The sequence below is a fragment of the Limimaricola variabilis genome (assembly GCF_034371605.1).
GTDB classification, from domain to species: Bacteria; Pseudomonadota; Alphaproteobacteria; order Rhodobacterales; family Rhodobacteraceae; genus Limimaricola; species Limimaricola variabilis.
In genome coordinates this window covers 1,303,399-1,328,525 of sequence record NZ_CP139691.1, presented here as the reverse complement: position 1 = coordinate 1,328,525, position 25,127 = coordinate 1,303,399, and the positions used below count along the sequence as shown (strand labels likewise).

Below are 25,127 nucleotides of genomic sequence, written 5' to 3'. Positions count from 1 at the left end.
CGCCCCGCGCCGTCGGGTCGATGCCCGCACGGCACCCAGCCAAGGAGAGACACCATGTCCGCCCCGCATACAGACGTCGAGAAACAGGAAAAACGCCACAAGGGACCGCTGACCGGCATGGCCATCGTGGCGGTGTTCGGCGTGCTACTGATCCTGCTGCTGGTCTTCCTCGGCTTCGGCCAGGGCAACGAGCCCGAGGCCGAAAGCACCGTCGAAGCCGTGGGCAGCGGCGAGGTCGAGACCGAAAGCGAAGACATCGTTGGTGCGCCCGAGCAGATCAACGACAGCGTGGGCACCGCCGAACAGCAGTAAGCGGAGCCGCCCGACGGAAAGGGAAGGGGGCGCGGGCCGGGGCCACGCGCCCCTTTTATGCAACAGGCTTCTAGTTGCCGCTCCCGCGGGGATCGACTAGCCATTGCGCAACGCAGTTTGAGGAGGAGACGGCGGATGGCCGAGAGGATCGACAAGCATGGGCTGATGGTGGCCCCCGAGCTGGTGGAATTCATCAAGGAAGAGGCGCTGCCGGGCACGGGGATCGACGCGGACGAGTTCTGGAAGGGCTTCGCCGCGCTGGCGCAGGAATTCGGTCCGCGCATCCGCGACGCGCTGTCGGTACGGGCCAAGATGCAGGCCGAGATCGACGCCTGGCACCAGACCCGCAAGGGCAAGCCGATCGACCCAGCCGAATATCGCGAGATGCTCAAGGGGATCGGCTATCTCGTGCCGGAGGGCGACGATTTCGAGATCGGCACCGAGAACACCGATCCCGAGATCGCCCATACGCCGGGCCCGCAGCTCGTCGTGCCGATCACCAATGCGCGGTTCGCGCTCAACGCCGCCAACGCCCGCTGGGGCAGCCTCTATGACGCGCTTTACGGCACCGACGCGCTGGGCAGCCTGCCGCAGGGCAAGGGTTACGACGAGGCGCGTGGCGCCGAGGTGATCGCCTGGGGCCGCAAGCACCTCGACGAGGTCGCGCCGCTCGACGGCACCTCTTGGGCCGAGATCGACCGGCTCGAGGTCAAGGGCGGCACGCTGGTCGGCTGCAAGGGCGACGCCGAGCACGGTCTCAAGGAGCCCGAGCAGTTCGCGGGCTCGAGCACCGGCGACGGCGCGGATCTGCGCGTGCTGCTGGAGAAGAACGGCCTGCTGATCGAGATCGTGGTCGATCCGTCGAGCCAGATCGGCGGCTCCGACCGCGCCGGTATCTCCGACATCCGCCTCGAGAGCGCCGTTTCGACCATCATGGACTGCGAGGATTCGGTGGCCGCGGTCGATGCCGAGGACAAGGTCCTGGCCTATCGCAACTGGCTCGGCCTGATGCAGGGCACGCTGCAGGCCACCTTCCAGAAGGGCGGCGAGGAGATGACCCGCCGCATGGAAGGCGACCGGGAATACACCGCGCCCGACGGCTCGACCCGCACGGTCAAAGGCCGCTCGCTGATGCTGGTGCGCAATGTCGGCCACCTGATGACCAACCCGGCGATCGTCGGCAAGGATGACGAGCGCGAGATCTCCGAGGGCCTGATGGACGCGGTGATCACGGTGCTGATCGCCATGCACGACCTCAACAAGGACCAAGGACCGCGCAACTCGACCCGTGGCTCGGTCTACATCGTGAAGCCCAAGATGCACGGCCCCGACGAGGTGCGTCTCTCGGACGAGATGTTCACCGCCGTCGAGAAGATGCTCGGCCTGCCGCAATACACGGTCAAGCTCGGCATCATGGACGAGGAGCGCCGCACCTCGGCCAACCTCAAGGAGTGCATCCGCGCCGCGAAGAACCGGGTGGCCTTCATCAACACCGGTTTCCTCGATCGCACCGGCGACGAGATCCACACCTCGATGGAAGCCGGGCCGATGGTGCCCAAGGGCGAGATGAAGTCCTCGGCCTGGATCCAGGCCTATGAGGACCGCAACGTCGATATCGGCCTGGCTTGCGGTCTCAAGGGAAAGGCGCAGATCGGCAAGGGAATGTGGGCGATGCCCGACCGGATGGCCGACATGCTCGACCAGAAGATCGGCCACCCCAAGGCCGGTGCCACCTGCGCCTGGGTGCCGTCGCCGACCGCGGCGACGCTGCATGCCACGCATTACCACCATGTCGACGTGCTGGCGCGGCAGGAGGAGATCGCCAAGGGCGGTGCACGTGGCACGCTCGAGGACCTGCTGACGATCCCGCTGGCGACGGGGCGCAACTTCGATGACGCCGAGGTCACCCGCGAGATCGAGAACAACGCCCAGGGCATCCTCGGCTACGTGGTGCGCTGGATCGATCAGGGCGTCGGCTGCTCCAAGGTGCTGGACATCAACGATGTCGGCCTGATGGAGGACCGCGCGACCTGCCGGATCTCGTCCCAAGCGCTGGCCAACTGGCTGCATCATGGCGTCGTCTCCGAGGAGCAGGTGATGACGGCCATGAAGAAGATGGCCGAAGTGGTGGACCGCCAGAACGAGGGCGATCCGGCCTACAAGCCGATGGCGCCGCATTTCGACAGCCTCGCCTTCCAAGCGGCCTGCGACCTCGTCTTCGAAGGCCGCAAGCAGCCCTCCGGCTACACCGAGCCGGTGCTGCACCGCCGTCGCCTCGAACTGAAGAACATGGAGAACGTCTGATGACCAAGCTCAACATCGACGCCGCCCGCACCATCATCCGCGAAACCCTCGCCAAGGCGCATGAGATGGGGCTCAAGCCCATGTCGGTGATCGTGCTCGACGCCGGTGGCCACCCGCTCGCCTTCGAGCGCGAGGACGGGGCGTCGCCCGGCCGTTACGCGATCGCCGAGGGCAAGGCCTATGGCGCGGTGATGCTGGGCATGCCCGGTTCGGCGCAGATGGCCCGTGCCGAGGCGCAGCACTACTTCATGACCGCCGCCAACGGCGCCTTCGGCGGCAAGGTCGTGCCGGTCCCGGGCGGCGTGATCGTGCGCGGCGAGGACGGCACCGTGCTTGGCGCGGTCGGGGTGACCGGCGATACCTCCGACAACGACGCCGAGGCGGCGCTGGCGGGGATCGCCGCGGCAGGGCTCAAGGGCGACGCCTGAGCGTCACCGCCCGATTGTGCCGTGATTGACGGCGAATGTGCGCGCGGCCCGGGTTTCCCGGGCCGCGCGATGCTTTTCACGAAGGGTTCGGCTGTATATCTGTAAGGGGCAGCAACCGGAGCGATCATGACCCGTCCCGTCATCGGCATCATCGGCAACAACCACGTCATCGACGGCCATTACGTCACCCATGGCGGCGGCGCGATGAACTCCTCGGCCGTGTCGCAGGTCGCGGGCGGGCTGCCGCTGGTGATCCCCGCCGATCCCAAGCTGGTCTCGGTCGAGGAACTGCTCGAGGTCTGCGACGGCTTCCTGCTCACCGGTGGGCGGCCCAATGTGCATCCCGACGAATACGGCGAGCCGGAGACCCCCGCGCATGGGGCGTTCGACCGTTCGCGCGACGCCATCACCCTGCCGCTGGTGCGCGCCTGCGTCGAGCGTGGCCAGCCCTTCCTCGGCATCTGCCGCGGTTTCCAGGAGGTGAACGTGGCGATGGGCGGCTCGCTGCATCCGGAGATCCGCGACCTGCCGGGGCGCACCAACCACCGCATGCCGCCCGATGGCACGCTCGAGGAGAAGTTCGCGCTTCGCCATGTCGTGACGCTGACCGAGGGCGGCCCGTTCCATCGGCTCTTCGGCGCGCGCGAGGTGTTGACCAACACGCTGCACGGGCAGGGGGTGAACCGCCCCGGCCGCCGCATCGTGATCGACGGCCATGCCCCCGACGGCACGCCCGAGGCGCTCTATGTCGAAGGCGCGCCGGGCTTCACCATGGCGGTTCAATGGCATCCCGAATGGAAGGCCGGCGACGACCCGGTGTCGCGTCCGCTGTTCGAGGCCTTCGGCGAGGCGGCCCGCGACTGGGCCGCGCGCAAGCAGCCCGCGACATCGGCGCGGCGCAGCGCCTGAGGCCTTGTGCCCGGCGGTGGCCGGGGGATTTGCGTATTTCAGGAATGGTGAAGGGGAGGCGTGCGCTTAGGGCGCGTTTCTCCGGGCATTGAAGGTCAGTGGAAGTCGCGGCTCGGCGGCAGGATGCGGGCGTTGCGCGGATGCCCGTTCGCAGGTGCGCCGCTGCCGCGAGCGGAGCCTTGGACCGGGTTCTTGACCGCATCCGCATGGCTCAGCGGGGGGACGAGGCCTCCGGGTGCAAGCCGGGTGAGGGCGTCCGAGCGGTCCTCGAGCCGTTGCGCAACGAAATGCACGATCTCCACGTCGCGCTGCACGTAACCCTCCACCACCAGAAGCCGGGCCTGCATCACTACGCGCCGGAACTGCGTCATCACCTTGGGCCACACCACGAGGTTGGCGACGCCGGTCTCGTCTTCCAGCGTGATGAAGCACACCCCCTTGGCGCTGCCCGGCTTCTGGCGGATCAGCACCAGCCCGGCGAGCTTGAGCCGCTGGCCCTGGCCGGCGCGGGCCAGGTCGGCGGCGCTGGCATAGCCTTGCGCGCGCAGGCTCTTGCGCAGGAAGGCCATGGGATGCGCCTTCAGCGACAGGCGCAGCGTCTGGTAGTCGGCCACCACCTGCTCGCAGACCGGCATGGCGGGCAGGGCGACCGGCACCTCCGCCCCCTCGTCGCGTACCTCGCGAAACAGCGGCAGATCGGGCGCGTCGCGCAAGGAACGTGCCTCCCACAGCGCCTGCCGCCGGTCGAGAAACATCGAGCGCATCGCATCCGCCGCCGCCAGCCGCCGCACCACCGCCGCGCCGATGCCCGCGCGGGATTTGAGGTCCTCGGGCGTCTCGTAGGGCGCATCGCGCGCCGCGACGATCCGCGCCGCCAGCTCGCTTGCCAGCCCGCCGATCATCCGCAGCCCCAGCCGCACCGCGAAGCCGCCCGACGAGACCGGCTCCAGCGTGCAGTCCCATTCGGACATGTTCACGTCCACCGGCCTGACCTCGACTCCATGCTCGCGCATGTCGCGCACGATCTGCGCCGGCGCGTAGAAGCCCATGGGCTGGGAGTTCAGCAGCGCCGCGCCGAAGGCCCCGGGGAAATGGCATTTCAGCCATGACGAGACATAGACCAGATGCGCGAAGCTCGCCGCATGGCTTTCGGGAAAGCCGTATTCGCCGAAGCCCTTGATCTGCTCGAAGCAGCGCGTGGCGAAATCCTCATCATAGCCGCGCGCGACCATCCGCCCGACCATCTTCTCCTGCAGAAGCGCAATCGTGCCACGCGAGCGGAAGGTGGCCATCGCCTTGCGCAGCTCGTTCGCCTCGGCGGGCGAGAAGCGCGCGGCGTCGATGGCGATCTTCATCGCCTGTTCCTGAAAGATTGGCACGCCCAGCGTCCGGCCGAGGATCGATTTCAGCTCCCCCGGATCATGCGGATGGCCGGGCGAGGGGTACTCGACCGCCTCCTCGCCGGCGCGGCGGCGCAGATAGGGATGCACCATGTCGCCTTGGATTGGACCGGGGCGGACGATGGCGACCTGGATTACGAGGTCGTAGAACGAGCGCGGGCGCAGCCGGGGCAGCATGTTCATCTGTGCCCGGCTCTCGACCTGGAACACGCCGAGGCTGTCGGCGCGGCACAGCATGTCGAAGACGCGCGGATCCTCGCGCGGGATCGAGGCCAGATCCTCGCGCCGGTCCCAATGCGCCGCCACCAGATCGAGGCTCTTGCGGATGCAGGTCAGCATACCGAGCGCGAGGATGTCGACCTTCAGGATGCCCAGCGCGTCGATGTCGTCCTTGTCCCATTCGATGAAGCTGCGATCGGCCATCGCGCCATTGCCGATCGGGACCGTCTCGGTCAGTGGTTTCTCGGTCAGGATGAAGCCGCCGACATGCTGGGAGAGATGGCGCGGCATGCCCACCAGCTGCCCGGCGATCAGGAGCGCCTTGCGCAGCAGCGGATCGGTCGGGTCGAGCCCGGCCTCGCGCACGTTCTCCTCGGCGATGCCGCTGCCCCAGTGGCCCCAGACGGTCTTGGCCAGCGCGCCGGTCACGTCCTCCGACAGCCCCATCACCTTGCCCACCTCGCGGATCGCCGAGCGCGGGCGGTAATGGATCACCGTGGCGCAGAGCCCGGCGCGTTCGCGGCCATACTTGGCATAGATGTGCTGGATCACCTCCTCGCGGCGCTCATGCTCGAAATCGACGTCGATGTCGGGCGGCTCGCGGCGTTCCTCGGAGATGAAGCGCTCGAACAGAAGCTGGTGCTGCGCCGGGTCGACGGCGGTGATGCCCAGCACGAAGCACACGGCCGAGTTCGCCGCCGAGCCGCGCCCCTGGCACAGGATCGGCGGCTGGGCCGTTTCGCGCGCGAAACGGATGATGTCATGGATGGTGAGGAAGTAGCGCGCGATGTCGAGCCGGCCGATCATCGCGAGCTCCTTCTCCAGCACGGCGCGGGTGGCGGGCGGGATGCCCTCGGGCCAGCGTGCCGCCGCCCCCTCCCATGTCAGCTTTTCGAGGTGGTCCTGCGGGCCACGCCCCTCGGGCACCACCTCGCGCGGGTATTCGTAGGCCAGCTCCTCGAGATCGAAGCGGCAGGCATCGGCGATCTCGCGCGTGGCGCGGATGGCTTGCGGCCATTCGGCGAAGAGCCGTTGCATCGTCTGGGGCGACTTGAGGTGCCGCTCGGCATTGGGGGCGAGGTGCGGCCCGGCCTCGGCCAGCGGCACGCCCTCGCGGATGCAGGTCATCACGTCCTGCAGCGGGCGGCGTTCGGGCGCGTGGTAGAGCACCTCGTTGGTGGCCATCAGCGCCAGCCCGACGGCGCGGGCCATGCGTTCGAGCGCGTTGATCCGGGCGCGGTCGTCGCCGCGATAGAGATGCGCGGCGGCCAGATGGGTCAGCGCCGGCAGACGGCGGGCGAGGCGAGGCAGGGTGGCCTCGAACCCCGCCAGATCGGCGGGCGGCACGAGGATCAGCTTCAACCCCTCGGCATGATCCGCGAGGTCGTCGAGCGTGACGTCGCTCACCCCCTTCTTCTGCCAGCGGCCCTCGACATCCCGCATCTTGGCCTTCGACAGCAGCGCCGAGAGGCGGCCATAGGCGGCGCGGTCAGTGGGGTAGGCGAGGAACGTCTCGCCGGTGACCAGCGCAAGGCGCGCACCGATCACCGGCCTGACATTCACCCGCTTCGCCGCGACATGCATCCGCACCACACCCGCCAGCGTGTTGAGGTCGGCGACGCCCAGCGCGTCGTAGCCCAGGCTCCAGCCCTGCACTGCGAGATCCACCGCATCCGAGGCGCCGCGCAGAAAGGAAAAGCAGGTGGCAAGGCCCAGCTCCACATAGGCGCTGGGCGGGTTGGGCGGGAACTCCGCCTGCTGTGGCACGTCGCGCCGGGGATGTTTCTCGGTCTCGGGCATGGCTCAGGCAAAGGCGCCATGGAGGAACCAGCGCGGCTCGGCCCCGCGCCCGTCGCCCAAGAGGCCCTCACGGTAGAGCCAGAAGCGGCGACCGGTCTGGTCCTCGATGCGGAAATAGTCGCGCAGCCGGGTGCCGGGGCGGTCGCGCCACCATTCGGGTGCGATCCGCTCAGGGCCGGCGAAGCGCGCCACGCGCAGCCGCTGGCGCCGCCACAGGAACTGCGCGGGCGGGCCTTCCGGCACGGCGTAGAGCACCTGCACCTCCTCGGGCGGCTCGAACAGCCGCAAGGGGCGATGCAGGCGCGGCGCGAAGGGGCGGCAGACGGCGTGCAGTGCCGGACGCCAGAGCACCTGCCGCTCGGGGATGTGGCTGGGGGCGGGCAGCGGCCGGGTCAGGGTCTGCGGCCCGAACCGCGCCGAGAGCCGGTCGATCATCCGCGCCAAGTCGTCGGCATCCTCCGCCGCATGGTCGAGGCGACGCTGGCGGTCGGGCAACGCCTCGGCCACCAGCGCGGCCAGCGTGACCAGGTCGAAGCCGAAGCCCGGATCAAGCCGGTCGAGCCGCCCGTCGAACAGCCGCAGCAGATGATCGGGATCGCGCGAGGGACGCGAGGTCGCGGCCTGCGCCTGCGCCACCTCGCCATCGGTCCGATAGAGCGCGAGCGCGAGCCGGCGCGCGCCGAAGCCTTCGGCAGCCAGCGCGGCGCAGAGGGCACGCGTCAACTCCGGCAGGTGCGGCAGCGGGTCGAGCACGGGCTCCGCCAGCCGGGCCTGTACCGCAAAGCGCGGCGGGTCGTCGGGGCTGTCGACCGGCTCGGGCGTGCGGCCCGAAAGCTGGTCGAGGCGCAGCAGCGGGTCGGCCTCGGGCAAGCCCGCGCGGAACCGCCGCGCCAGCGACAGGCGCGGCACGGCGCGCAGCGCGCCGATGGTCGAGAGGCCCAGCCGATCGAGCGTCCGTATCGTCGCCGCGTCGAGCCGCAGCGCCGCCACGGGCAGCGGGTCGGTGCGCGTGGCCAGCTCCTCGGCGGGGCAGAGGCCAGGTGCGAAGCGCGCCAGCGCCCAAGCCGCGCCCCGGGTCGGCGCGATCGCCGCGCGGCAGGTCAGGCCAAGCCCCGCGAGCCGCGCCGCGATCTCCTCCAGCATGGCGGCCTCGCCGCCCCAGAGATGGTCCGAGCCGGTGACGTCCATAACCAGCGCGTCGGTGCCGTCGATGGCGGTCCAGGGGCACCACCGCCGGGCCCAGAGCATGAGACGACCAAGCGCCGCCTTGTCGCCCCGCGGGTCGGCGAAGGCGGCACGCAGCTCGGGGCAGATCGCGCGCATGTCCACCAGCCGCGCGCCGGGCGCGATGCCCAGCGCCTGCGCGGCCGGATTCACTGTGTGGATCACCGGACCCTGCGCGCCTTCGAGCGCGAGCGCGAAGGGAAGGTCATCGGGGGGTGCCTCGCCTCGCCGCAGGGCCTCGTGGCGCCAGCGCTCGACCGCGAAGCGGGGCAGATGCAGCGACAGGATGCGCCGGGCCACGGGGCCGCCATCATCGGATGCCGTCCCGCCCGATGCACCGCCGCGCCGGATCTCCGGCGGCGCGGCGGCGGGGCCGGGTCGCCTTCGCGGGATGCCCACGGGGCTGAAGCTGTCCTCCGGCGCGGCAGGTATCGGCCCGGGAGCGGGCGCGGGCCGAGGCTCCGGCGCGGTGCCGGTTGCCTGGCGCAAGGCCTCGGCGGCCCGCGCGAGCTGGCGCGGGTTGGCGGCACGGGGCCGGGCCTTGGCGATATGGGGCGCGCGGAAGGCGAGGACAGGCAGCTTGTCCCCGCCGGTCATCGTCGTCGTCTCTCTGGCGAGAGACGCGACCGCTCGGGCCTGTCGGGAAGCGGCGCGCACGGGGCAGGGCGCATATGCCCCGCCTCGTCATCCATTCGATAGGCGCGCCCTGTCGACCGCCACGCGGCCGGGTCAGGCCGTGGCGCGGGCGGCTTCGGCCGCCTCCATGCCGATGGCGTGATCGAAGGCGAGATCGCCGGTCCCGGGGTCATGGCCGGCCACCCAGCGCCCCGGCGCCCGGAACCGGGTGCGGAACAGCTCGGCACTCCATAGCGGCGTGCCCGGCGCGCGGGCGTCGTCCGGTTCGGGCCGGGCCGGCAGCGAGGAGAGCCGCCAGCGTTCGCGCGCGGCGCTCAGCTCGGGCGGGGCGGCGCGCCGGATCAACCAGGCGGGCACCCCATGCGCCTCGGCGCGCAGGGCCAGCCGCTTGGTCGCGGTGAAGTCGACCGCGGGCGCGCTGCCCCAGACCTCGCCGATCACCGCGCCGAGCGCCGGGCATCCCAGCCCCTGTTCCATCGCCCAGAGCACGTCGATCGCGCGCGAGACCTGCAAGTGCAGCAATTCGCATCCCCCCATCCCGGGGGGGAAGGGGCGCCCCGTCTCGCGCGCCGAGAGCCGATCCTGTATCCACAGCACCGGTCCGCTGCGGGGGGACAGATGCGCCAGCGCAAAGGCCGGCGCGGCTGCGTCCGCCGCGGTCTCGGGAAAGATCTCGGACAAGCTGGGCTGGCGTAGCGCCGGCGCCTTGTGCGGCGTCGCGTCGGGGGCGGGGCATGAGGCGGGAGGCGACCACGTCACGGGATCTCTCTGCAAATTTATGTTCCTGTTTTGTTCTAGTCCTGTCGGGACCTTCCGTCAAATCCTCCGTGCGGCATTGCGCCGCGCGTGGCGCTGCGGCAACGTCGCCCTGTGAAGCGGGGGGCTTCGCCCTAGGGGGATCCGATGCGCCGCACCATCCAACGTCTCGCCGCACTGGCGCTCGTCGCGGCGCCGGCCGGGGTGTCGGCACAGACATTGCCCGCGCCGCTCGACGACGCGGCCTATGTCGCGGTCGATCCGGAGGCGGCGGCGCTGGGGCGCCTGCTGTTCTACGACCCGATCCTGTCGGGCAACCGCGAGGTGGCCTGCGCGACCTGCCACCACCCGGCCTTCGGCACCTCGGACGGGTTGTCCCTGCCATTGGGCGATGGCGGCCGGGGCCTCGGTCCGGCGCGTGTCGTCGATCCCGGCAACGCGCCCGAGCAGCGGGTGCCCCGCAACTCCCAGGCGCTGTGGAATCTCGGCGCGCGGGAATACGTCTCGCTGTTCCATGACGGCCGCGTGGAGATCGATGCGGCGCAACCGGGAGGCATGCGTACGCCGCTCGACGCGGACATGCTGGAGGGGTTCGACTCGATGCTCTCCGCCCAGACCATGTTTCCGGTGCTGAGCCCGGATGAAATGGCCGGGCATTACAGTGAGAACGAGGTGGCGCAGGCGGTGCGGCTGGGGCGGCTGACCGGGCCGGGCGGCGCATGGGAGCTGATCGCGCGGCGGGTTGCGGCGATACCGGACTACGCCCGCAGTTTCGAGACGCTCTACGATCTCGCGCCCGAGGAGATCGGCTTTACCGACATTTCCAACGTCATCGCCGCCTTCATGGCGCATGAGTTCCGCTCAGATACCAGCCCGTTCGATGCGCGGCTGCGCGATGGCACGCCGCTCGCACCCGAGGCCGAAGCGGGTCTGGCGCTGTTCTACGGCGAGGCGGGCTGTGCCGAGTGCCATTCCGGCCCGCTGCAGACCGATCACGGCTTTCACGCCATGGCCGTGCCGCAGCTCGGCCCCGGCAAGGGCGCGCGCTTCGAGACCCATGCCCGCGACGAAGGTCGGTTCCGGGTGACCGGCCGGGTCGAGGATCTGCATGCCTTCCGCACGCCGAGCCTGCGCAACGTGGCGCTGACCGCGCCCTATGGCCATGCCGGGGCACATGCGAGCCTGCGCGACTTCGTTGCCGACCACCTCGACCCTGCTGCGGCACTGGGCCGCTACGACCGGGCGCAGGCGGTGCTGCCGGAGATGGACGCGGCGGACTGGCGGATCCTCGACGATCCGGCCGAGACGGCGGCGATCGGCGCGGCGGCCACGCGAACGCCGCTCGACCTCGCCCCGGCGGAGATCGACGCGCTGGTGGCCTTTCTCGAAGCGTTGACCGACCCGGTTGCCAAGACGGGGCGGCTCGGCATTCCGGAGACGGTGCCGAGCGGGCTGCCAGTGCCAATGCCGATGCCCTGATCGCGCGCCGCGCGCCACTGCGCCGCCTCGTGCCAGTCGAGGCAGCGCCGGGCAGGGGCGGCTTTTGCGGCAATGGCCGTCTCCATGATCCGGCCATCGGCCCAGATCAACTCGGCCCTAGGCAGGCGCAGTCGCAGGGCCTGATCCGGCAGCCGCCCCTCGGTCGCGGGCGCGTGGCCCAGATGCCCTGCTTCGGCCAGCACTTCGCTGGTGCCGAACAGCTGCAGGATCAGCGTGCCGCGCAGCAGCAGCCTCTGTCGGGGCAGCAGGGCAAGGCCATTCTCGGGCTGCAGGACCCTGTGCGGATCGCAAGCCCGCCAAGACAGCTCGAGCACCGGTTGGAAGCCGTGATCGCGGGTCAGCACCCGGTCGTCGGGCTGCAGCGTCTCGACCCTGCGGGCGCCGCGTGCCGTGGCGATCCGGGTGCCGGGCAGAAACAGGCCCGGGCAGGCCACGGCATCCTCCGGGATAGGCGCCCGCTGCATTTCATTCCCCTCGCGATCGGCTCCGTTTTGGAATGAAACCCTTGAGGAAAGGTTACATTAACCCCGGAATTTCCGCGGTTCGGGGCGGAGACGTGGCGAGAATGCGGCGACGAGGGGGCGGACGCTACGTCTCGTCCCACGACGTCATGTCACGGCGGCGCGGGCGTGGAATTCGGGCCGATCCCAAGAGCCGTCGCGCAGGATCGACGCCATCACCTCGACCGCGCGGTCGATATCGGCTTCGTCGAGATAAAGCGGCGTGATGCCGAAACGCAGGATATCGGGCGCCCGGAAATCGCCGATCACGCCCTGCGCGATCAGCGCCTGCATCACCGCATAGCCCTGCGGATGCCGGAACGAGACCTGGCTGCCGCGTCGCGCGTGATCGCGGGGGGTCGCCAGCTCGAGACCGGGGCAGGCGGCCTCGACGCCCTCGATGAAGCGGTCCGACAGCGCCAGCGAGGCGGCGCGCAGATCCGCCATGTCGACGCCGTCCCAGATGTCGAGCGCGGAGTCGAGCGCCGCCATGGCCAGCACGGGGGGCGTGCCGACCCGCATCCGGGCGATCGCGGCGCCGGGGCGATAGCTCGGTTCGAAGGCGAAGGGCGCGTCATGGCCGAGCCAGCCCGACAACGCCGGCCGTACCGCGTCGATCAGCCGGGGCGCCACATGGATGAAGGCCGGCGCGCCGGGGCCGCCATTGAGGAACTTGTAGGTGCAGCCGACGGCGAAATCGGTGTCGGCAGCAGCGACGTCGACATCGACCGCCCCGGCCGAATGCGCCAGATCCCAGATGGCGAGCGCCCCGGCCTCATGCGCACGCGCGATCAGCTTCGGCATGTCGTGACGGCGCCCGGTGCGGTAGTCGACCTCGGTGATCATCATCACCGCGACGTCCTCGTCGATCGCGGCCTCGACCTCCTCGGGTGCCACCACGCGCAACTCGTGGCCGCGCCCGAGCTGTTCGATCAGCCCCTCGGCCATGTAGATGTCCGACGGGAAATTGCCGCTGTCGGTCAGGATCACCTTCCGCTCGGGGCGCAATGCCAGCGCCGCCGCCAGCGCCTGATGCACCTTGATCGACAGCGTGTCGCCGAGCACCGTGGTGCCTTCGGGCGCGCCGATCAGCCGACCGATCCGGTCGCCGAGCGTCGCGGGCTGCGCCATCCAGCCGGCCTTGTTCCAGCCGGTGATCAGCATCTCGCCCCATTCCTCCGTCATCGCCCGCGCCATGCGCGCCGGCGCCGCCTTGGGCAGCGGGCCGAGCGAATTGCCGTCGAGATAGGTCACGCCCTCGGGCAGCTCGAACAGGGCCTTGGTGGCCCGGAAATCGGTCGTCATGGCATGCCTCCCCGCAAATGTCGCAGATTGATGGCAGCCCGGCTCGATCCGCGCAACAGCGGGTGACAGCGCCCCGACGGCAAGGCAGAACAATGGCATGTACTGGATCGACTTTCCCCCCGCCTGGACCCTCTACGCGCTGCTTGCCGCCTGGGGGATCTCCGTGCTGGAGCCCGAATGGCTCGGTTTCGGCATGCATCACGCGGCGCTGGGCATGGTGGTGATCGCGCTGGGCCTCGGGCTGATGCTCTGGGCGAGTGCAGTGATGCTGTGGCACCGCACCCAGGTCATGCCGCGCCGCGAGGCGGCGACGCTGGTGACCACCGGGCCGTTCCGCTTCTCGCGCAACCCGATCTATCTGGGCGATCTGGTGCTGCTCACGGGCGGCGCGCTGATCCTCGACGCGCCGCTGGCGCTGGCGCTCGTGCCGGTCCTCGCCGCGATCCTGTCGCGCCGCTTCATCCGGCCCGAGGAGGAGATGTTGCGCGCCCGTTTCGGCCCCGCTTTCGAGGCTTGGTCCGGACGCACACGACGCTGGCTCTGAGGCCTTGTGACCCGGCGGCAGCAAAGTCCTGCGCCGCCCTTGTGCAACATTCTTTCCCCCGCTACTCCTTCGCCAACGCAGAATGACCGGAGGGGACGTGGCGTGAGGATCGGGGCACCGAGGGAACTCCATGACGGCGAGGCGCGGGTATCGATGACCCCGTCTTCGGCGCGTGACTTGCAGAAGCTTGGGCATGAGTGCCTGATCGAGGCGGGGGCGGGTCTGGCGGCGGGCTTCACCGACGCGGCCTACGCGGCGGCGGGGGTGCGGGTCGTGCCGGATGCCGAGACGCTGTGGGCCGAGGCGGAGATCGTCACCAAGGTGCGGCCGCCGCTCGACGCCGAGATGGACCGGCTGCGCGAGGGCCAGACGCTGATCTCGTTCTTCTATCCGGGCCAGAACGCCGAAGCGCTGGGCCGCGCCAAGGACGCCGGCGCCACGGTGATCGCGATGGACATGGTGCCGCGGATCTCCCGCGCCCAGAAGATGGACGCGCTGTCGTCGATGGCCAACATCGCGGGCTACCGCGCGGTGATCGAGGCGGGCAGCAATTTCGGCCGCTTCTTCACCGGCCAGGTGACCGCCGCCGGCAAGGTGCCGCCCGCCCGGGTGCTGGTGATCGGCGCCGGCGTCGCCGGCCTCGCCGCGATCGGCACCGCGACCTCGCTGGGCGCGGTGACGCTGGCGTTCGACGTGCGTCCCGAGGTGGCCGAGCAGATCGAGAGCATGGGCGCCGAGTTCGTCTATCTCGACTTCGAGGACAGCCAGGACAGCGCGGCCACGGGCGGCTACGCCGCCCCCTCCAGCCCCGAGTTCCGCGAGAAGCAGCTCGCCAAGTTCCGCGAGCTGGCGCCCGAGATCGACATCGTCATCTCCACCGCCCTCATCCCGGGCCGCGACGCGCCGGTGCTGTGGACCCGCGACATGGTCGAGGCGATGAAGCCCGGCTCGGTGATCGTCGATCTCGCCGCCGAGCGCGGCGGCAACTGCGAGCTGACGGTGCCGGAGGAGAAGTTCGTCACCGACAACGGCGTGACGATCATCGGCTACACCGATTTCCCCAGCCGCATGGCGGCGCAGGCCTCGACGCTCTACGCCACCAACATCCGCCACATGATGGCCGACCTGACGCCGAACAAGGACGGCGTCGTCGACCACGACATGGAGGACGACGTGATCCGCGGCGCCACCGCGACGCATCGCGGCGAGATCACCTACCCGCCGCCGAAGCCGAAGACCGCCGCCATCGCCGCCGCGCCCAAGAAGGAGAAGGCGCGCGAGCTGACGGTCGAGGAGAAGCGGTCGAACGAGATCGCGGCCTTCAGGAAGCAGACCAAGGACCAGATCGGCCTTCTGGCCGCGGGCGCGCTGGTGATGCTCTTGATCGGCGCGGTCGCGCCCGAGAGCTTCATGAGCCACTTCATCGTCTTCGCGCTGGCCTGCTTCGTCGGCTTCCAGGTGATCTGGGGCGTCAGCCACAGCCTGCACACGCCGCTGATGGCGGTGACCAACGCGATCTCGGGCATCGTCATCCTCGGCGCGCTCTTGCAGATCGGCTCGGGCAACTGGCTGGTGGTGTTTTTGTCGTTCATCGCGGTGCTGATCGCCTCGATCAACATCGTCGGCGGTTTCCTGGTCACGCGCCGGATGCTCGCCATGTTCCGCAAGTCGTAAGGGGGCCGGATCATGAGCATCGGCATCGTTTCCGCCGCCTATATCGTCGCGGCCATCCTGTTCATCCTGTCGCTCGGCGGCCTGTCGAACCAGGAAAGCGCCAAGCGCGCGGTCTGGTACGGCATTGCCGGCATGGCGGTGGCGGTCTTCGTCACCGTGTTCGGCCCCGGCGTGCACAACCTGTTTCTCATCCTCGTCGCGATCGCGGCGGGCGGCTTCGCCGGCTGGATCGTCGCCGGCCGGGTGCAGATGACCGAGATGCCGCAGCTGGTCGCCGCGCTGCACAGCTTCGTCGGTCTGGCGGCGGTGTTCATCGGCCTGAACGCCGACATCATGCTGCACGACGTCAACGCGCTGCTGGCCAGCCACGGGCTCGACCGCGCCGCGCTGGCGCTCTTGGACCCGACCGAGCTCGCGCAGGCGGGCGGCGGCTTCTTCGGCGAGCTCACCGGCTTCGGCAAGAAGCTGGCGCTGAAGGACGCGGCCGAGATCGGCATCCTCAAGACCGAGGTGTTTTTGGGCATCTTCATCGGCGCGGTGACCTTCACCGGCTCGGTGGTGGCCTTCGGCAAGCTCGCCGGAAAGGTCGACGGCAAGCCGAAGAAGCTGCCGGGCGGGCACATGCTCAACGCCGCGGCGCTGGCGCTGTGCTTGGCGCTGGGGCTTCTCTACCTCACCGGCGCCGGCATCTGGACCATGGTGCTGGTGACGATCATCGCGGGCTTCATCGGCTGGCACCTGATCATGGGCATCGGCGGCGCCGACATGCCGGTGGTCGTCTCGATGCTGAACTCCTATTCGGGCTGGGCCGCCGCCGCGATCGGCTTCACGCTGGGCAACGACCTGCTGATCGTCACCGGCGCGCTGGTCGGCTCCTCGGGCGCGATCCTGAGCTACATCATGTGCAAGGCGATGAACCGCAAGTTCGTCAGCGTCATCCTCGGCGGCTTCGGCGGCACCTCGGGCCCGGCGATGGCGGTCGAGGGCGAGCAGATCGCGATCGACGCCGACGGCGTGGCGCAGGCGCTGGAGGACGCCGACAGCGTGGTGATCATCCCCGGCTACGGCATGGCGGTGGCGCAGGCGCAGCAGTCGGTCTCCGAGCTGACCCGCAGGCTCCGCGCGCAGGGCAAGACCGTGCGCTTCGCGATCCACCCGGTGGCGGGGCGTCTGCCCGGCCACATGAACGTGCTGCTCGCGGAAGCCCGGGTGCCCTACGACATCGTGCTGGAGATGGACGAGATCAACGACGACTTCCCCGAGACGGACGTCGCCATCGTCATCGGCTCGAACGACATCGTGAACCCCGCCGCGCAGGACGACCCCAACAGCCCGATCGCCGGCATGCCGGTGCTCGAGGTCTGGAAGGCCAAACAGGTCTTCGTCTCCAAGCGCGGCCAGGGCACCGGATACTCCGGCATCGAAAACCCCCTCTTCTTCAAGGACAACACACGCATGTTCTACGGCGACGCCAAGAAATCGCTCGACGAACTGCTGGCCAAGATCGCCTGATCCCGGCCCGGATCACAGGAAGGCCCCGCCCCGCGCGGGGCCTTTTGCGTTGCAGGGGTGCACGCATTGGGCGAGTGTCGTCGCATGACGAATAGCCCTTTGCATGGCATCGGCCTGCGGTTGCTCGCGGCGTTCCTCATCACCGCGATGTCGGCGATGGTGGCGGTGGCGACGCGTGAGGTCGGGCTCGGCCAGATCGTGTTCTGGCGCTCGGCCGTGGCGCTGGTCCCGATCTGCGCCTACATGGCCCTGTGCCGCGAGTTTCCCGCCGCCATCGCCACCCGTCGCCCCGGCCTGCACCTGACGCGCAGCCTGTTCGGCGCGCTGTCGATGGCGCTGTCCTTCGTTTCGCTCGCCTACCTGCCGGTCGCCAATGCGCAGGCGCTGGGATACCTCGCCCCGGTGCTGACCTTGCCACTGGCGGCGCTCCTGCTCGGCGAACGGATCGGACCGATGGTCTGGGGCGCTGCCTGCCTCGGCTTTGCCGGCGTCATGGCGATGCTCGGCGCGGCGCTCGAGGCGCCGGGGCAGGGCGCGTTGATCGGCATCGCGGCGGGGTTGGGCTACGCCGTGACGATGGCCTTCGTGCGGGTGCATATCAAGTCGATGACGGTGAGCGAGCGCCCGTCGACCATCGCTTTCTGGTTTGCCGCCGTATCGGCGCTGGCGGGGCTCGCGACGCTGCCCTTCGGCTGGGAGATGCCTTCGACACAGATGCTGCCCTGGCTGATCGGCGCGGGGCTGACCGGCGGGCTGGCGCATGTCGCGGCGACCGAGGCGGTGGCCCGGGCGCCGGTCGGCGTGCTGGCGCCGTTCGATTTCACCGGGCTGGTCTGGGCGCTCGGCTTCGACGCGGTGCTGTTCGGCGTGATGCCGGATGGGCTCGGCCTCACGGGCGTGGCGGCGATCACCGGGGCGGCCCTGATGGTGACCTTTGCCACCTGGAAGCCGGGGCGGCCGGAGCGACCGGGGCGAAGCCGGACGCCGACCCGCTGAGGATGTGCTAGGCTTCCCGGGGCGAAAAGGGAGCCAGACGATGGAAAAGGTGACCGGTATCGGCGGCGTGTTCTTCCGGGCCCGGGACCCGGAGGCGCTCGCGAAATGGTATCTCGACCATCTGGGCATCGAGGGTCCGGGGCCTTCGATCTGGCGACAGGAAGCCGGGCCCACCGTGATGATGCCATTCGCGCAGGAGACGGACTACTTCGGCCGGTCCGAGCAGCAATGGATGATCAACTTCCGCGTCGCCGATCTCGACGCGATGGTGGCGCAGCTTGATGCGGCGGGCATCGCGGTCGAACGCCGCGATGAATGGGACAGCGAGATAGGCCGCTTCGCGCGTATCCACGACCCCGAAGGCAACCCGATCGAGCTGTGGCAGCCGGCGAGCTGAGCCCTCCACCGCATCCCGCACAGGCGGGCCGGCGTTCGGCGCCTTCGCGGCTCAGGCGTCGATCTCGCGCCATTCCCCCGGCGCCAGCCCGTCGAGCGCCCAGTCGCCGATGCGCCAGCGCACGAGCCGCAGCGTCGGGAAGCCGGCAGCGGCGGTCATGCGGCGGACCTGGCGGTTGCGCCCCTCGCGGATGGCGATCTCGATCCAGGCGTCGGGCACCGATTTGCGGAACCGCACCGGCGGGTCGCGTTCCCACAGGGCAGGTGGCGCGATCAGCCGGGCGCGGGCGGGCTTCGTCGGCCCGTCCTTGAGCGTCAGGCCGCGCCGGAGCGGTTCGAGATCGGCCTCGGTCGGCGCGCCCTCCACCTGCACGAGATAGGTCTTTTCCATCTTGTGCTTCGGGTCGGAGATCCGCGCCTGCAGCCGCCCGTCATCGGTGAGCAGCAGCAGCCCCTCGCTGTCGCGATCCAGCCGTCCGGCGGGATAGATGCCGGGCCGGTCGATGAAGTCCGACAGCGTGGCGCGCGGGCGCGGGCTCTTGGCATCGGTGAACTGCGACAGCATGTTCATCGGCTTGTTGAACAGGACGAGGCACGGCATGGCTGGTCTCCGGATGGGTGCGGCATCCCTAGGACGGGAGGGGGCGGAAAGAAAACCGGGCTGGGAAAAAATACCCCCTCGGGTCGGAATTCGCTCTTGATCCGACCCGGCGTTTATCCCAAATGCCCCCGCAAGACGCCAACGCACGCGCCTCTGGCCACGCCTGGACGCAAGCCTCCCCAAAGGGGGCCTACGCACAGACCCAGCACGCGTTTATGCAGCGACGGTAACGTCTCCCTTGGAACCGCCGGCCTTTCGGGGCCCCCGTCAGTCTATCGGAGATGCACATGACTGCATATGTCGCGGGCGCCAGCGCCCCCTCCTTCGCCGTTGCCAATCGCCTCGAAGCCTATGCCGCGACTGCCGAATTCGACCGGCCGACGCTGGTGATCGACGTCGACCGCGTGGAGACCCAGTTCGAGGCGCTGAAAGCTGGCCTCGGCCGCGCCGACATCCACTACGCGGTGAAGGCCAACCCGCATCCCGCCATCATCGAGCGGCTGGTGCAGCTCGGCTCGCATTTCGACGCCGCCTCGCGCGCCGAGATCGAGCTGTGCCTGAGCCAGGGCGCGCGGCCCGAGCATGTCTCCTTCGGCAACACCATCAAGCGCGTCTCCGACATCGCCTTCGCCTATGGCGCCGGCATCCGCATGTTCGCGGTCGATGCCGAGGAAGAGCTGGAGAAGATCGCCGAGCACGCACCGGGCGCGCAGGTCTATGTCCGCCTGATCGTCGAGACGTCTTCGGCCGACTGGCCGCTGACTCGCAAGTTCGGCTGCGACCGCGACACCGCGCTCAAGCTGCTCGACCGAGCCATCGAGCTGGGTCTCGAACCGCTGGGCTTCTCCTTCCATGTCGGATCGCAGACCCGCCATGCCGAGATGTGGGTGCCGGTCCTCGACGAGCTGTCGCGCATCTGGACCGCCGCGCAGGAGGCCGGCCACCGGCTGCAACTCCTGAACATCGGCGGCGGTTTCCCGGCCTTCTACGGCGAGGAGATCCAGGCGCCGACAGAGTATGCCGCCGCGGTGATGGCGCTTGTGGAGGCGCGTTTCCCGGGGGCCGAGCGCATCATGGCCGAGCCCGGCCGCGGCATGGTGGCCGAGGCGGGGGTGATCGCTTGCGAGGTGATGCTGACCTCGCGCAAGTCGGACCGGGACCTGCACCGCTGGGTCTATCTGTCGATCGGCCGCTTCTCCGGCCTGGCCGAAACCGAGGGCGAGGCGATCCGCTACCAGTTCGTGACCTCGCATGACGGCGAGGCCACCGGGCCTTGCATCCTCGCCGGTCCGTCCTGCGACAGCGCCGACGTGCTCTACGAGAAGCGCCCGATGAACCTGCCGCTCGGCCTCAAATCGGGCGACCGGGTACTGATCCGCAACACCGGGGCCTACACCTCGACCTATTCCTCGGTCTGCTTCAACGGCTTCCCGCCGCTGGACGTGGTCATCCTCTGAGAGATACCGGGCGGCGCTGCCGCCCGGTTGACGACCCACGGGGCTGCATTCCCGAACAGGTCTCCGCCCGCCATGGCCCTCAGGCCATGGCGGGCGTTTTCATGTCGGAGAGCACCTCGGCGCCGATCTCGAAGCTGCGCTTGCGTGCCTCAGGGTCGAACATCATGCCGGTGAGCATCAGCTCGTCCGGCCGATAGCGCTCGATGATCTCGCGCAGCTGCCGACGGACCGTGTCCCGGCTGCCGGTGGCCGAGACCGAAAGCGCCGCTTCGGCACCGGCGATGGCGCTGGCCGGAACGTGGTCCGCGACGTTCTTGACCGGGCGGGAGAGGCGGCCCGGCGTGCCGGTCCTGAGCCGCGCGAAGGACAGGATCTGCGAGGAGCGGTGATAATACGCCTCTTCGTCCGTATCGGCGGCGTGCAGGCCGGCGGCCATCATGAAATAAGGCTTCTCCAGCCGCTCCGATGGGCGGAATCCCTCGCGATAGGCCTGGATCGCGGCCTCCAGCATCTGCGGCGCGAAATGGCTGGCAAAGGCGTAGGGCAGGCCGAGATAGGCGGCGAGCTGCGCCCCGAAGGTCGAGGAGCCGAGGATCCATACCGGCAGATGCGACCCCATCCCCGGCACCGCGCGGACCGGGCCTTGGCCCGCATCGTCGTCAAGGTAGCCCATCAGCTCGACCACGTCCTGCGGGAAGGCGTCGGCCGACTGGTGGTAGCGGCGCAGCGCCTGGGCGGTCGCCCCGTCGGTGCCGGGCGCGCGGCCCAGCCCGAGGTCGATCCGGCCCGGGTGCAGCGCGTCGAGCGTGCCGAACTGCTCGGCCACGATCAGCGGCGCGTGGTTGGGCAGCATGATGCCGCCCGCGCCCACGCGAATGGTCGAGGTGGCCTGCGCGACATGGCCGATCACCACCGCGGTCGCGGCCGAGGCGATGCCGGGCATGTTGTGATGCTCGGCCAGCCAGTAGCGGTGATAGCCCAGCGCCTCGGCGTGGCGGGCAAGGTCGGCGGCATGGGCCAAAGCCTGCGCCGGCGTCTCGTCTTCGGTCACCGGGGCGAGATCGAGTAGGGAAAACTTCTGCATGTCATGGCTCCTGCGTCGATGCCGATATGGGCGCATGACAGCGCGGCGAAAACCGCCCCGCATGCACAACCCGGACGCGGTATGCGAACGCATGCGCCAAGCCGCTGTTCATGCGACCTTTTCCCCTGTTTACAGTGCCGTCGCGCCCGGCCATCCTCCCCCGACGTCAAGCCGGAGCCACCATGACCCTCGCCGACCACCCGCTGCGCCAGGAACTGGCGAACGAGCTGCACGCCCGGCCCTTTCCCAGCCTCGGCGCGCCGGGGCAGGCGGCCTTTCTCGCCATCGGTCCAGCGGAGGGGCAGCCGCGCGATACCGAGGCCGAACGCGCGCATCTGCTGGCGCTCTTGGACTGGTTCGGCGCGCCGCATCCGCAGCCCGGCGCCACCCATTGGTCCGGGCAGATCGGCCGGCATCGGCTGAAATGGGAAAGCCATACCGAGTTCGTCAGCTACATGATCCTGAGCGACGGCCCCTCCGAGCCGCCGTTCCGCGAGGGGCTGTCGGGCTTTCCCTCCGACTGGCTGGCACGCGCCCCGGGCCGCCGCCTGACCTCGGCGCTGGTCCGGGTGGAACTCGCGGCGGGCGAGGAGGAGATCGCCCGGCGGGCGGAGGCGTGGTTCGTGGCCGAGAGCATGGCGATGGCGCGGGTGCTCGACGACCAGCTGATCGTCGCCGGCGATTTCCGGATAGATGCGGCAGGGCACATGCGCTTCGCGGTCTTTGCCCGACCCGGTACGGGCGAACGACGGATCGGCAGGGTCGTGCAGCGGCTCTGCGAGATCGAGACCTACAAGACCATGGCGATGCTCGGCCTCGCTCAGGCGCGCGGCATGGGTGAGCGGATCGGTGCGCTGGAAACCCGGCTGTCGGATCTGGTGGCGGAAATGGCGGGCGGGCCGGGGGATCCGGCCGAGACGCTTGCGGTGCTGCTCGAGGTGTCGGCCGAGCTCGAGAAGCTGCGCGCGCAGTCGGGCTTCCGCAGCGGCGCGACGCGAGCCTACGAAACACTGGTGAACCAGCGCATCAGCGTGCTGCGCGAGTCGCGCTTCGGCGGGCGGCAGACCTTTGCGGAGTTCATGATGCGCCGTTTCGACCCGGCGATGCGCACGGTCGAATCGACCGACCGACGCCTCGCCGTGATGTCGGAGCGGGCGGCGCGGGCGGGCGATCTGCTGCGCACGCGGGTCGATGTCGAACGCTCCGCCCAGAACCAGGCGCTGCTGGCCTCGATGGACCGCCGCGCCGATGCGCAGCTCAGACTGCAGCACACGGTCGAGGGGCTCAGCGTCGTGGCGATCAGCTACTACGCGGTGAGCCTCGCCACCTACCTGCTGGCGCCGCTGGCCTATCCCATGGGGCTCGACAAGACGGCGCTGACCGCGGCGCTTGTGCTGCCGGTCGTGGCGATGGTCGCGCTGATGCTCCGCCGGATCCGCCGCGGCCTGCACTGACCCGGCTGGCCGCCATGGGCTTGCCACGCTAGACAGGCGCGGCAATTGACGGGGGCGAGCGATGATCAAGCAGGTGATCTGCATCAACTGGGGCACCAAATACGGCGCGCCCTTCATCAACCGGCTCTACGGCATGGTGGCGCGCAACATCACGCCGCCCTTCAGCTTCACCTGCTTCACCGATAATCGCGAGGGCATCCGACCGGAGGTGGATTGCCAGGACCTGCCGCCGATCGACGTGGAGATGCCGAAGAATTCCAAGGGCATCTGGCCCAAGTCGCGCCTCTGGGGGCCGAGGCTGGGAGACCTGACCGGTCCGGTGCTGTTTCTCGATCTCGACCTCGTCATCACCGGCTCGCTCGACGACTTCTTCACTTATGGCGATCCGCAGGACGTGATCCTGTCGCGCAACCCGAACACGCCGCTCGAAAAGTTGGGCCAGACCTCGGTGTTCCGCTTTCCGGTGGGCGGGCTTCTGCCGCTGCAGGAGCGGTTCCGCGCAGATCCGCAAGGCATCGCCGACGAGTACCGCTTCGAGCAGCGCTTCGTGACCCGCAACGCGCCGGGCGGGGCCAAGCTCTTTCCCAACGCCTGGGTCCGGCATTTCCGCATGCATTGCCGCCGGCCGTTCCCCCTCAACTACGTGGCCGCCCCCAAGCTGCCGCGCGACGCGCGCATCGTGATCTTTCCCGGCGGGCTGCATCCCAGCCACGCCATCGACGGGCATTACCCGCCCTATGCGCCCGACAGTGCCGGCGAGCATCTGCGCGGCCTGTTTTCTGAGGTGCGGCAGGACAAGCCGCTGCGCTACCTGCGGCACTACATCCGGCCCGCGCCCTGGGTGGCGGAGCACTGGCGCGCCTGACTGCGCGGCAGCGCCGGCATCGGCTTGCACAGCGCGCCGCTTGGGCGCAGTCTCGGGCCGCACCCGATAGGCCCGAAGGACGCATCATGCCGATCAAGAACCGCTTCGCCGAGCTTCTTCCCGAAATCACCGCCTGGCGGCGCGACCTGCACGAGAACCCCGAGATCCTCTACGAGACGCACCGCACCTCGGGGATCGTGGCGGAAAAGCTGCGCGCCTTCGGCTGCGACGACGTGGTCGAGGGGCTGGGTCGGACAGGCGTGGTCGGCGTGATCAGAGGCCGCTCGACCGCGTCGGGCAAGGTGATCGGGCTCAGGGCCGACATGGATGCCCTGCCGATCCACGAGCAGACCGGCCGCGACTATGCGTCCAAGACGCCCGGCGCGATGCATGCCTGCGGCCATGACGGGCACACCGCGATGCTGCTGGGCGCGGCGAAGTACCTCGCCGAAACCCGCAATTTCGGCGGCACGGTCGTGGTGATCTTCCAGCCCGCCGAGGAGGGCGGCGGCGGTGGCCGCGAGATGTGCGCCGACGGGCTGATGGAGCGCTTCGGCATCCAGGAAGTCTATGGCATGCACAACTGGCCTGGTATCCCGCTCGGGCAGTTCGCGATCCGGCCCGGCGCCTTCTTCGCCTCGACCGACCAGTTCGAGATCACCGTCGAAGGCCGGGGCGGCCATGCGGCCAAGCCGCACGAGACGGTGGATTCGACGCTCGTCGCCTCGCATATCGTGCTGGCGCTGCAGTCGATCGCGAGCCGCAACGCCGATCCGACCGAGCAGATGGTGGTGTCGGTGACCTCTTTCGAGACCTCGTCCAAGGCGTTCAACGTGATCGCCCAGCGGGTGCAGATGAAGGGCACGGTCCGCACCATGTCGCCCGAGCTGCGCAAGCTGGGGCAGGAGCGGCTGACGGCCATCGCCGAGTCCACGGCGCGGGCCTATGGGGCCGAGGCCAAGGTGAACTACATCAAGGGCTACCCGGTGATGATCAACCATCCCGACGAGACCGAGTTCGCGGCCGAAGTCGCGCGCGAGATCTCGGGCGACTGTGCCGAGGCGCCGTTGGTGATGGGCGGCGAGGATTTCGCCTACATGCTCGAGGAACGGCCGGGCGCCTACATCCTCGTCGGCAACGGCGACACGGCCTCGGTGCATCACCCCGAATACGACTTCTCCGACGAGGCGATCCCGGCGGGATGTTCGTGGTGGGCCGGCGTCGTCGAACGGCGGATGCCGGCGGCCTGAC

General features: G+C 69.6%; 20 protein-coding genes and 1 pseudogene. 14 read left to right on the top strand and 7 right to left on the bottom strand.

Going from position 1 to position 25,127, the window contains the following annotated elements:
* Positions 1–54: 54 nt before the first annotated feature.
* The 4 genes from T8T21_RS06545 (at position 55) to T8T21_RS06530 (ending at position 3,953) form a co-directional block, all read left to right on the top strand.
* On the top strand, positions 55–312 hold the full coding sequence (locus T8T21_RS06545; RefSeq protein ID WP_183474291.1) for a hypothetical protein: 258 nt from the start codon (positions 55–57) through the stop codon (positions 310–312).
* Positions 313–447: 135 nt separating this feature from the next.
* Positions 448–2,616: a malate synthase G gene (locus T8T21_RS06540; RefSeq protein ID WP_322337266.1), complete on the top strand. Its 2,169-nt coding sequence runs from the start codon at positions 448–450 to the stop codon at positions 2,614–2,616.
* The gene (locus tag T8T21_RS06535; protein WP_183474294.1) at positions 2,616–3,044 is read left to right on the top strand and encodes a GlcG/HbpS family heme-binding protein; all 429 of its coding nucleotides are present in this window, start codon (positions 2,616–2,618) and stop codon (positions 3,042–3,044) included. The genes T8T21_RS06540 and T8T21_RS06535 overlap by 1 nt, the downstream gene beginning before the upstream one ends.
* Positions 3,045–3,170: 126 nt before the next feature.
* Positions 3,171–3,953: a gamma-glutamyl-gamma-aminobutyrate hydrolase family protein gene (locus T8T21_RS06530; RefSeq protein WP_322337265.1), complete on the top strand. Its 783-nt coding sequence runs from the start codon at positions 3,171–3,173 to the stop codon at positions 3,951–3,953.
* Positions 3,954–4,048: 95 nt separating this feature from the next.
* Here T8T21_RS06530 and T8T21_RS06525 read toward each other — a convergent pair whose 3' ends face one another.
* The 3 genes from T8T21_RS06525 to T8T21_RS06515 form a co-directional block, all read right to left on the bottom strand.
* Positions 4,049–7,372 carry an error-prone DNA polymerase gene (locus T8T21_RS06525; protein WP_322337264.1) on the bottom strand — a complete coding sequence of 1,108 codons (3,324 nt, stop codon included), beginning with the start codon at positions 7,370–7,372 and terminating at the stop codon, positions 4,049–4,051.
* A 3-nt stretch (positions 7,373–7,375) separates the two neighbouring features.
* Entirely contained in the window at positions 7,376–9,193 is a 1,818-nt protein-coding gene (locus T8T21_RS06520; RefSeq protein WP_322337263.1) for a Y-family DNA polymerase, read from the bottom strand.
* A 132-nt stretch (positions 9,194–9,325) separates the two neighbouring features.
* Entirely contained in the window at positions 9,326–9,913 is a 588-nt protein-coding gene (locus T8T21_RS06515; protein WP_322337262.1) for a hypothetical protein, read from the bottom strand.
* A gap of 222 nt (positions 9,914–10,135) precedes the next feature.
* Between T8T21_RS06515 and T8T21_RS06510 the strand changes: the two genes are divergently transcribed.
* Complete coding sequence (locus tag T8T21_RS06510; protein ID WP_322337261.1) at positions 10,136–11,467, top strand: cytochrome-c peroxidase; 1,332 nt, start codon at positions 10,136–10,138, stop codon at positions 11,465–11,467.
* Positions 11,468–11,598: 131 nt separating this feature from the next.
* On the opposite strand, the pseudogene T8T21_RS06505 reads toward T8T21_RS06510, so the two are convergent.
* Both T8T21_RS06505 and kynU read right to left on the bottom strand, forming a co-directional pair.
* A pseudogene (locus T8T21_RS06505) lies at positions 11,599–11,952 on the bottom strand (Hint domain-containing protein); the annotation flags it as partial.
* Positions 11,953–12,096: 144 nt separating this feature from the next.
* Positions 12,097–13,293, bottom strand: a complete 1,197-nt coding sequence (kynU, locus tag T8T21_RS06500; RefSeq protein ID WP_322337260.1) for a kynureninase — start codon at positions 13,291–13,293, stop codon at positions 12,097–12,099.
* A gap of 97 nt (positions 13,294–13,390) precedes the next feature.
* Between kynU and T8T21_RS06495 the strand changes: the two genes are divergently transcribed.
* The 5 genes from T8T21_RS06495 (at position 13,391) to T8T21_RS06475 (ending at position 18,416) form a co-directional block, all read left to right on the top strand.
* Positions 13,391–13,837 carry a methyltransferase family protein gene (locus tag T8T21_RS06495; protein ID WP_322337259.1) on the top strand — a complete coding sequence of 149 codons (447 nt, stop codon included), beginning with the start codon at positions 13,391–13,393 and terminating at the stop codon, positions 13,835–13,837.
* A 102-nt stretch (positions 13,838–13,939) separates the two neighbouring features.
* Positions 13,940–15,511, top strand: coding sequence for a Re/Si-specific NAD(P)(+) transhydrogenase subunit alpha (locus tag T8T21_RS06490; RefSeq protein ID WP_322337258.1), 1,572 nt, complete (start codon positions 13,940–13,942; stop codon positions 15,509–15,511).
* 12 nt (positions 15,512–15,523) lie between these two features.
* Entirely contained in the window at positions 15,524–17,023 is a 1,500-nt protein-coding gene (locus T8T21_RS06485; RefSeq protein WP_322337257.1) for an NAD(P)(+) transhydrogenase (Re/Si-specific) subunit beta, read from the top strand.
* 84 nt (positions 17,024–17,107) lie between these two features.
* Positions 17,108–18,019: a DMT family transporter gene (locus tag T8T21_RS06480; protein ID WP_322337256.1), complete on the top strand. Its 912-nt coding sequence runs from the start codon at positions 17,108–17,110 to the stop codon at positions 18,017–18,019.
* 40 nt (positions 18,020–18,059) lie between these two features.
* Complete coding sequence (locus T8T21_RS06475; protein ID WP_322337255.1) at positions 18,060–18,416, top strand: VOC family protein; 357 nt, start codon at positions 18,060–18,062, stop codon at positions 18,414–18,416.
* 51 nt (positions 18,417–18,467) lie between these two features.
* Here T8T21_RS06475 and T8T21_RS06470 read toward each other — a convergent pair whose 3' ends face one another.
* Positions 18,468–19,016, bottom strand: a complete 549-nt coding sequence (locus T8T21_RS06470; protein ID WP_322337254.1) for a pseudouridine synthase — start codon at positions 19,014–19,016, stop codon at positions 18,468–18,470.
* 287 nt (positions 19,017–19,303) lie between these two features.
* On the opposite strand from T8T21_RS06470, the gene T8T21_RS06465 reads away from it, so the two are divergent.
* Positions 19,304–20,473 (top strand): type III PLP-dependent enzyme, encoded by a 1,170-nt coding sequence (locus T8T21_RS06465; protein WP_322337253.1) that lies wholly within the window; start codon positions 19,304–19,306, stop codon positions 20,471–20,473.
* Between the two features lie 79 nt (positions 20,474–20,552).
* On the opposite strand, the gene T8T21_RS06460 is transcribed toward T8T21_RS06465, so the two are convergent.
* The gene (locus tag T8T21_RS06460; protein ID WP_322337252.1) at positions 20,553–21,557 is read right to left on the bottom strand and encodes an LLM class flavin-dependent oxidoreductase; all 1,005 of its coding nucleotides are present in this window, start codon (positions 21,555–21,557) and stop codon (positions 20,553–20,555) included.
* Positions 21,558–21,739: 182 nt separating this feature from the next.
* Between T8T21_RS06460 and T8T21_RS06455 the strand changes: the two genes are divergently transcribed.
* The 3 genes from T8T21_RS06455 (at position 21,740) to T8T21_RS06445 (ending at position 25,126) form a co-directional block, all read left to right on the top strand.
* Positions 21,740–23,011, top strand: a complete 1,272-nt coding sequence (locus T8T21_RS06455; RefSeq protein WP_322337251.1) for a DUF3422 family protein — start codon at positions 21,740–21,742, stop codon at positions 23,009–23,011.
* Between the two features lie 61 nt (positions 23,012–23,072).
* Positions 23,073–23,876, top strand: a complete 804-nt coding sequence (locus T8T21_RS06450) for a glycosyl transferase (protein ID WP_183474689.1) — start codon at positions 23,073–23,075, stop codon at positions 23,874–23,876.
* A gap of 86 nt (positions 23,877–23,962) precedes the next feature.
* Complete coding sequence (locus tag T8T21_RS06445) at positions 23,963–25,126, top strand: M20 aminoacylase family protein (RefSeq protein WP_322337250.1); 1,164 nt, start codon at positions 23,963–23,965, stop codon at positions 25,124–25,126.
* Position 25,127: the final 1 nt, after the last annotated feature.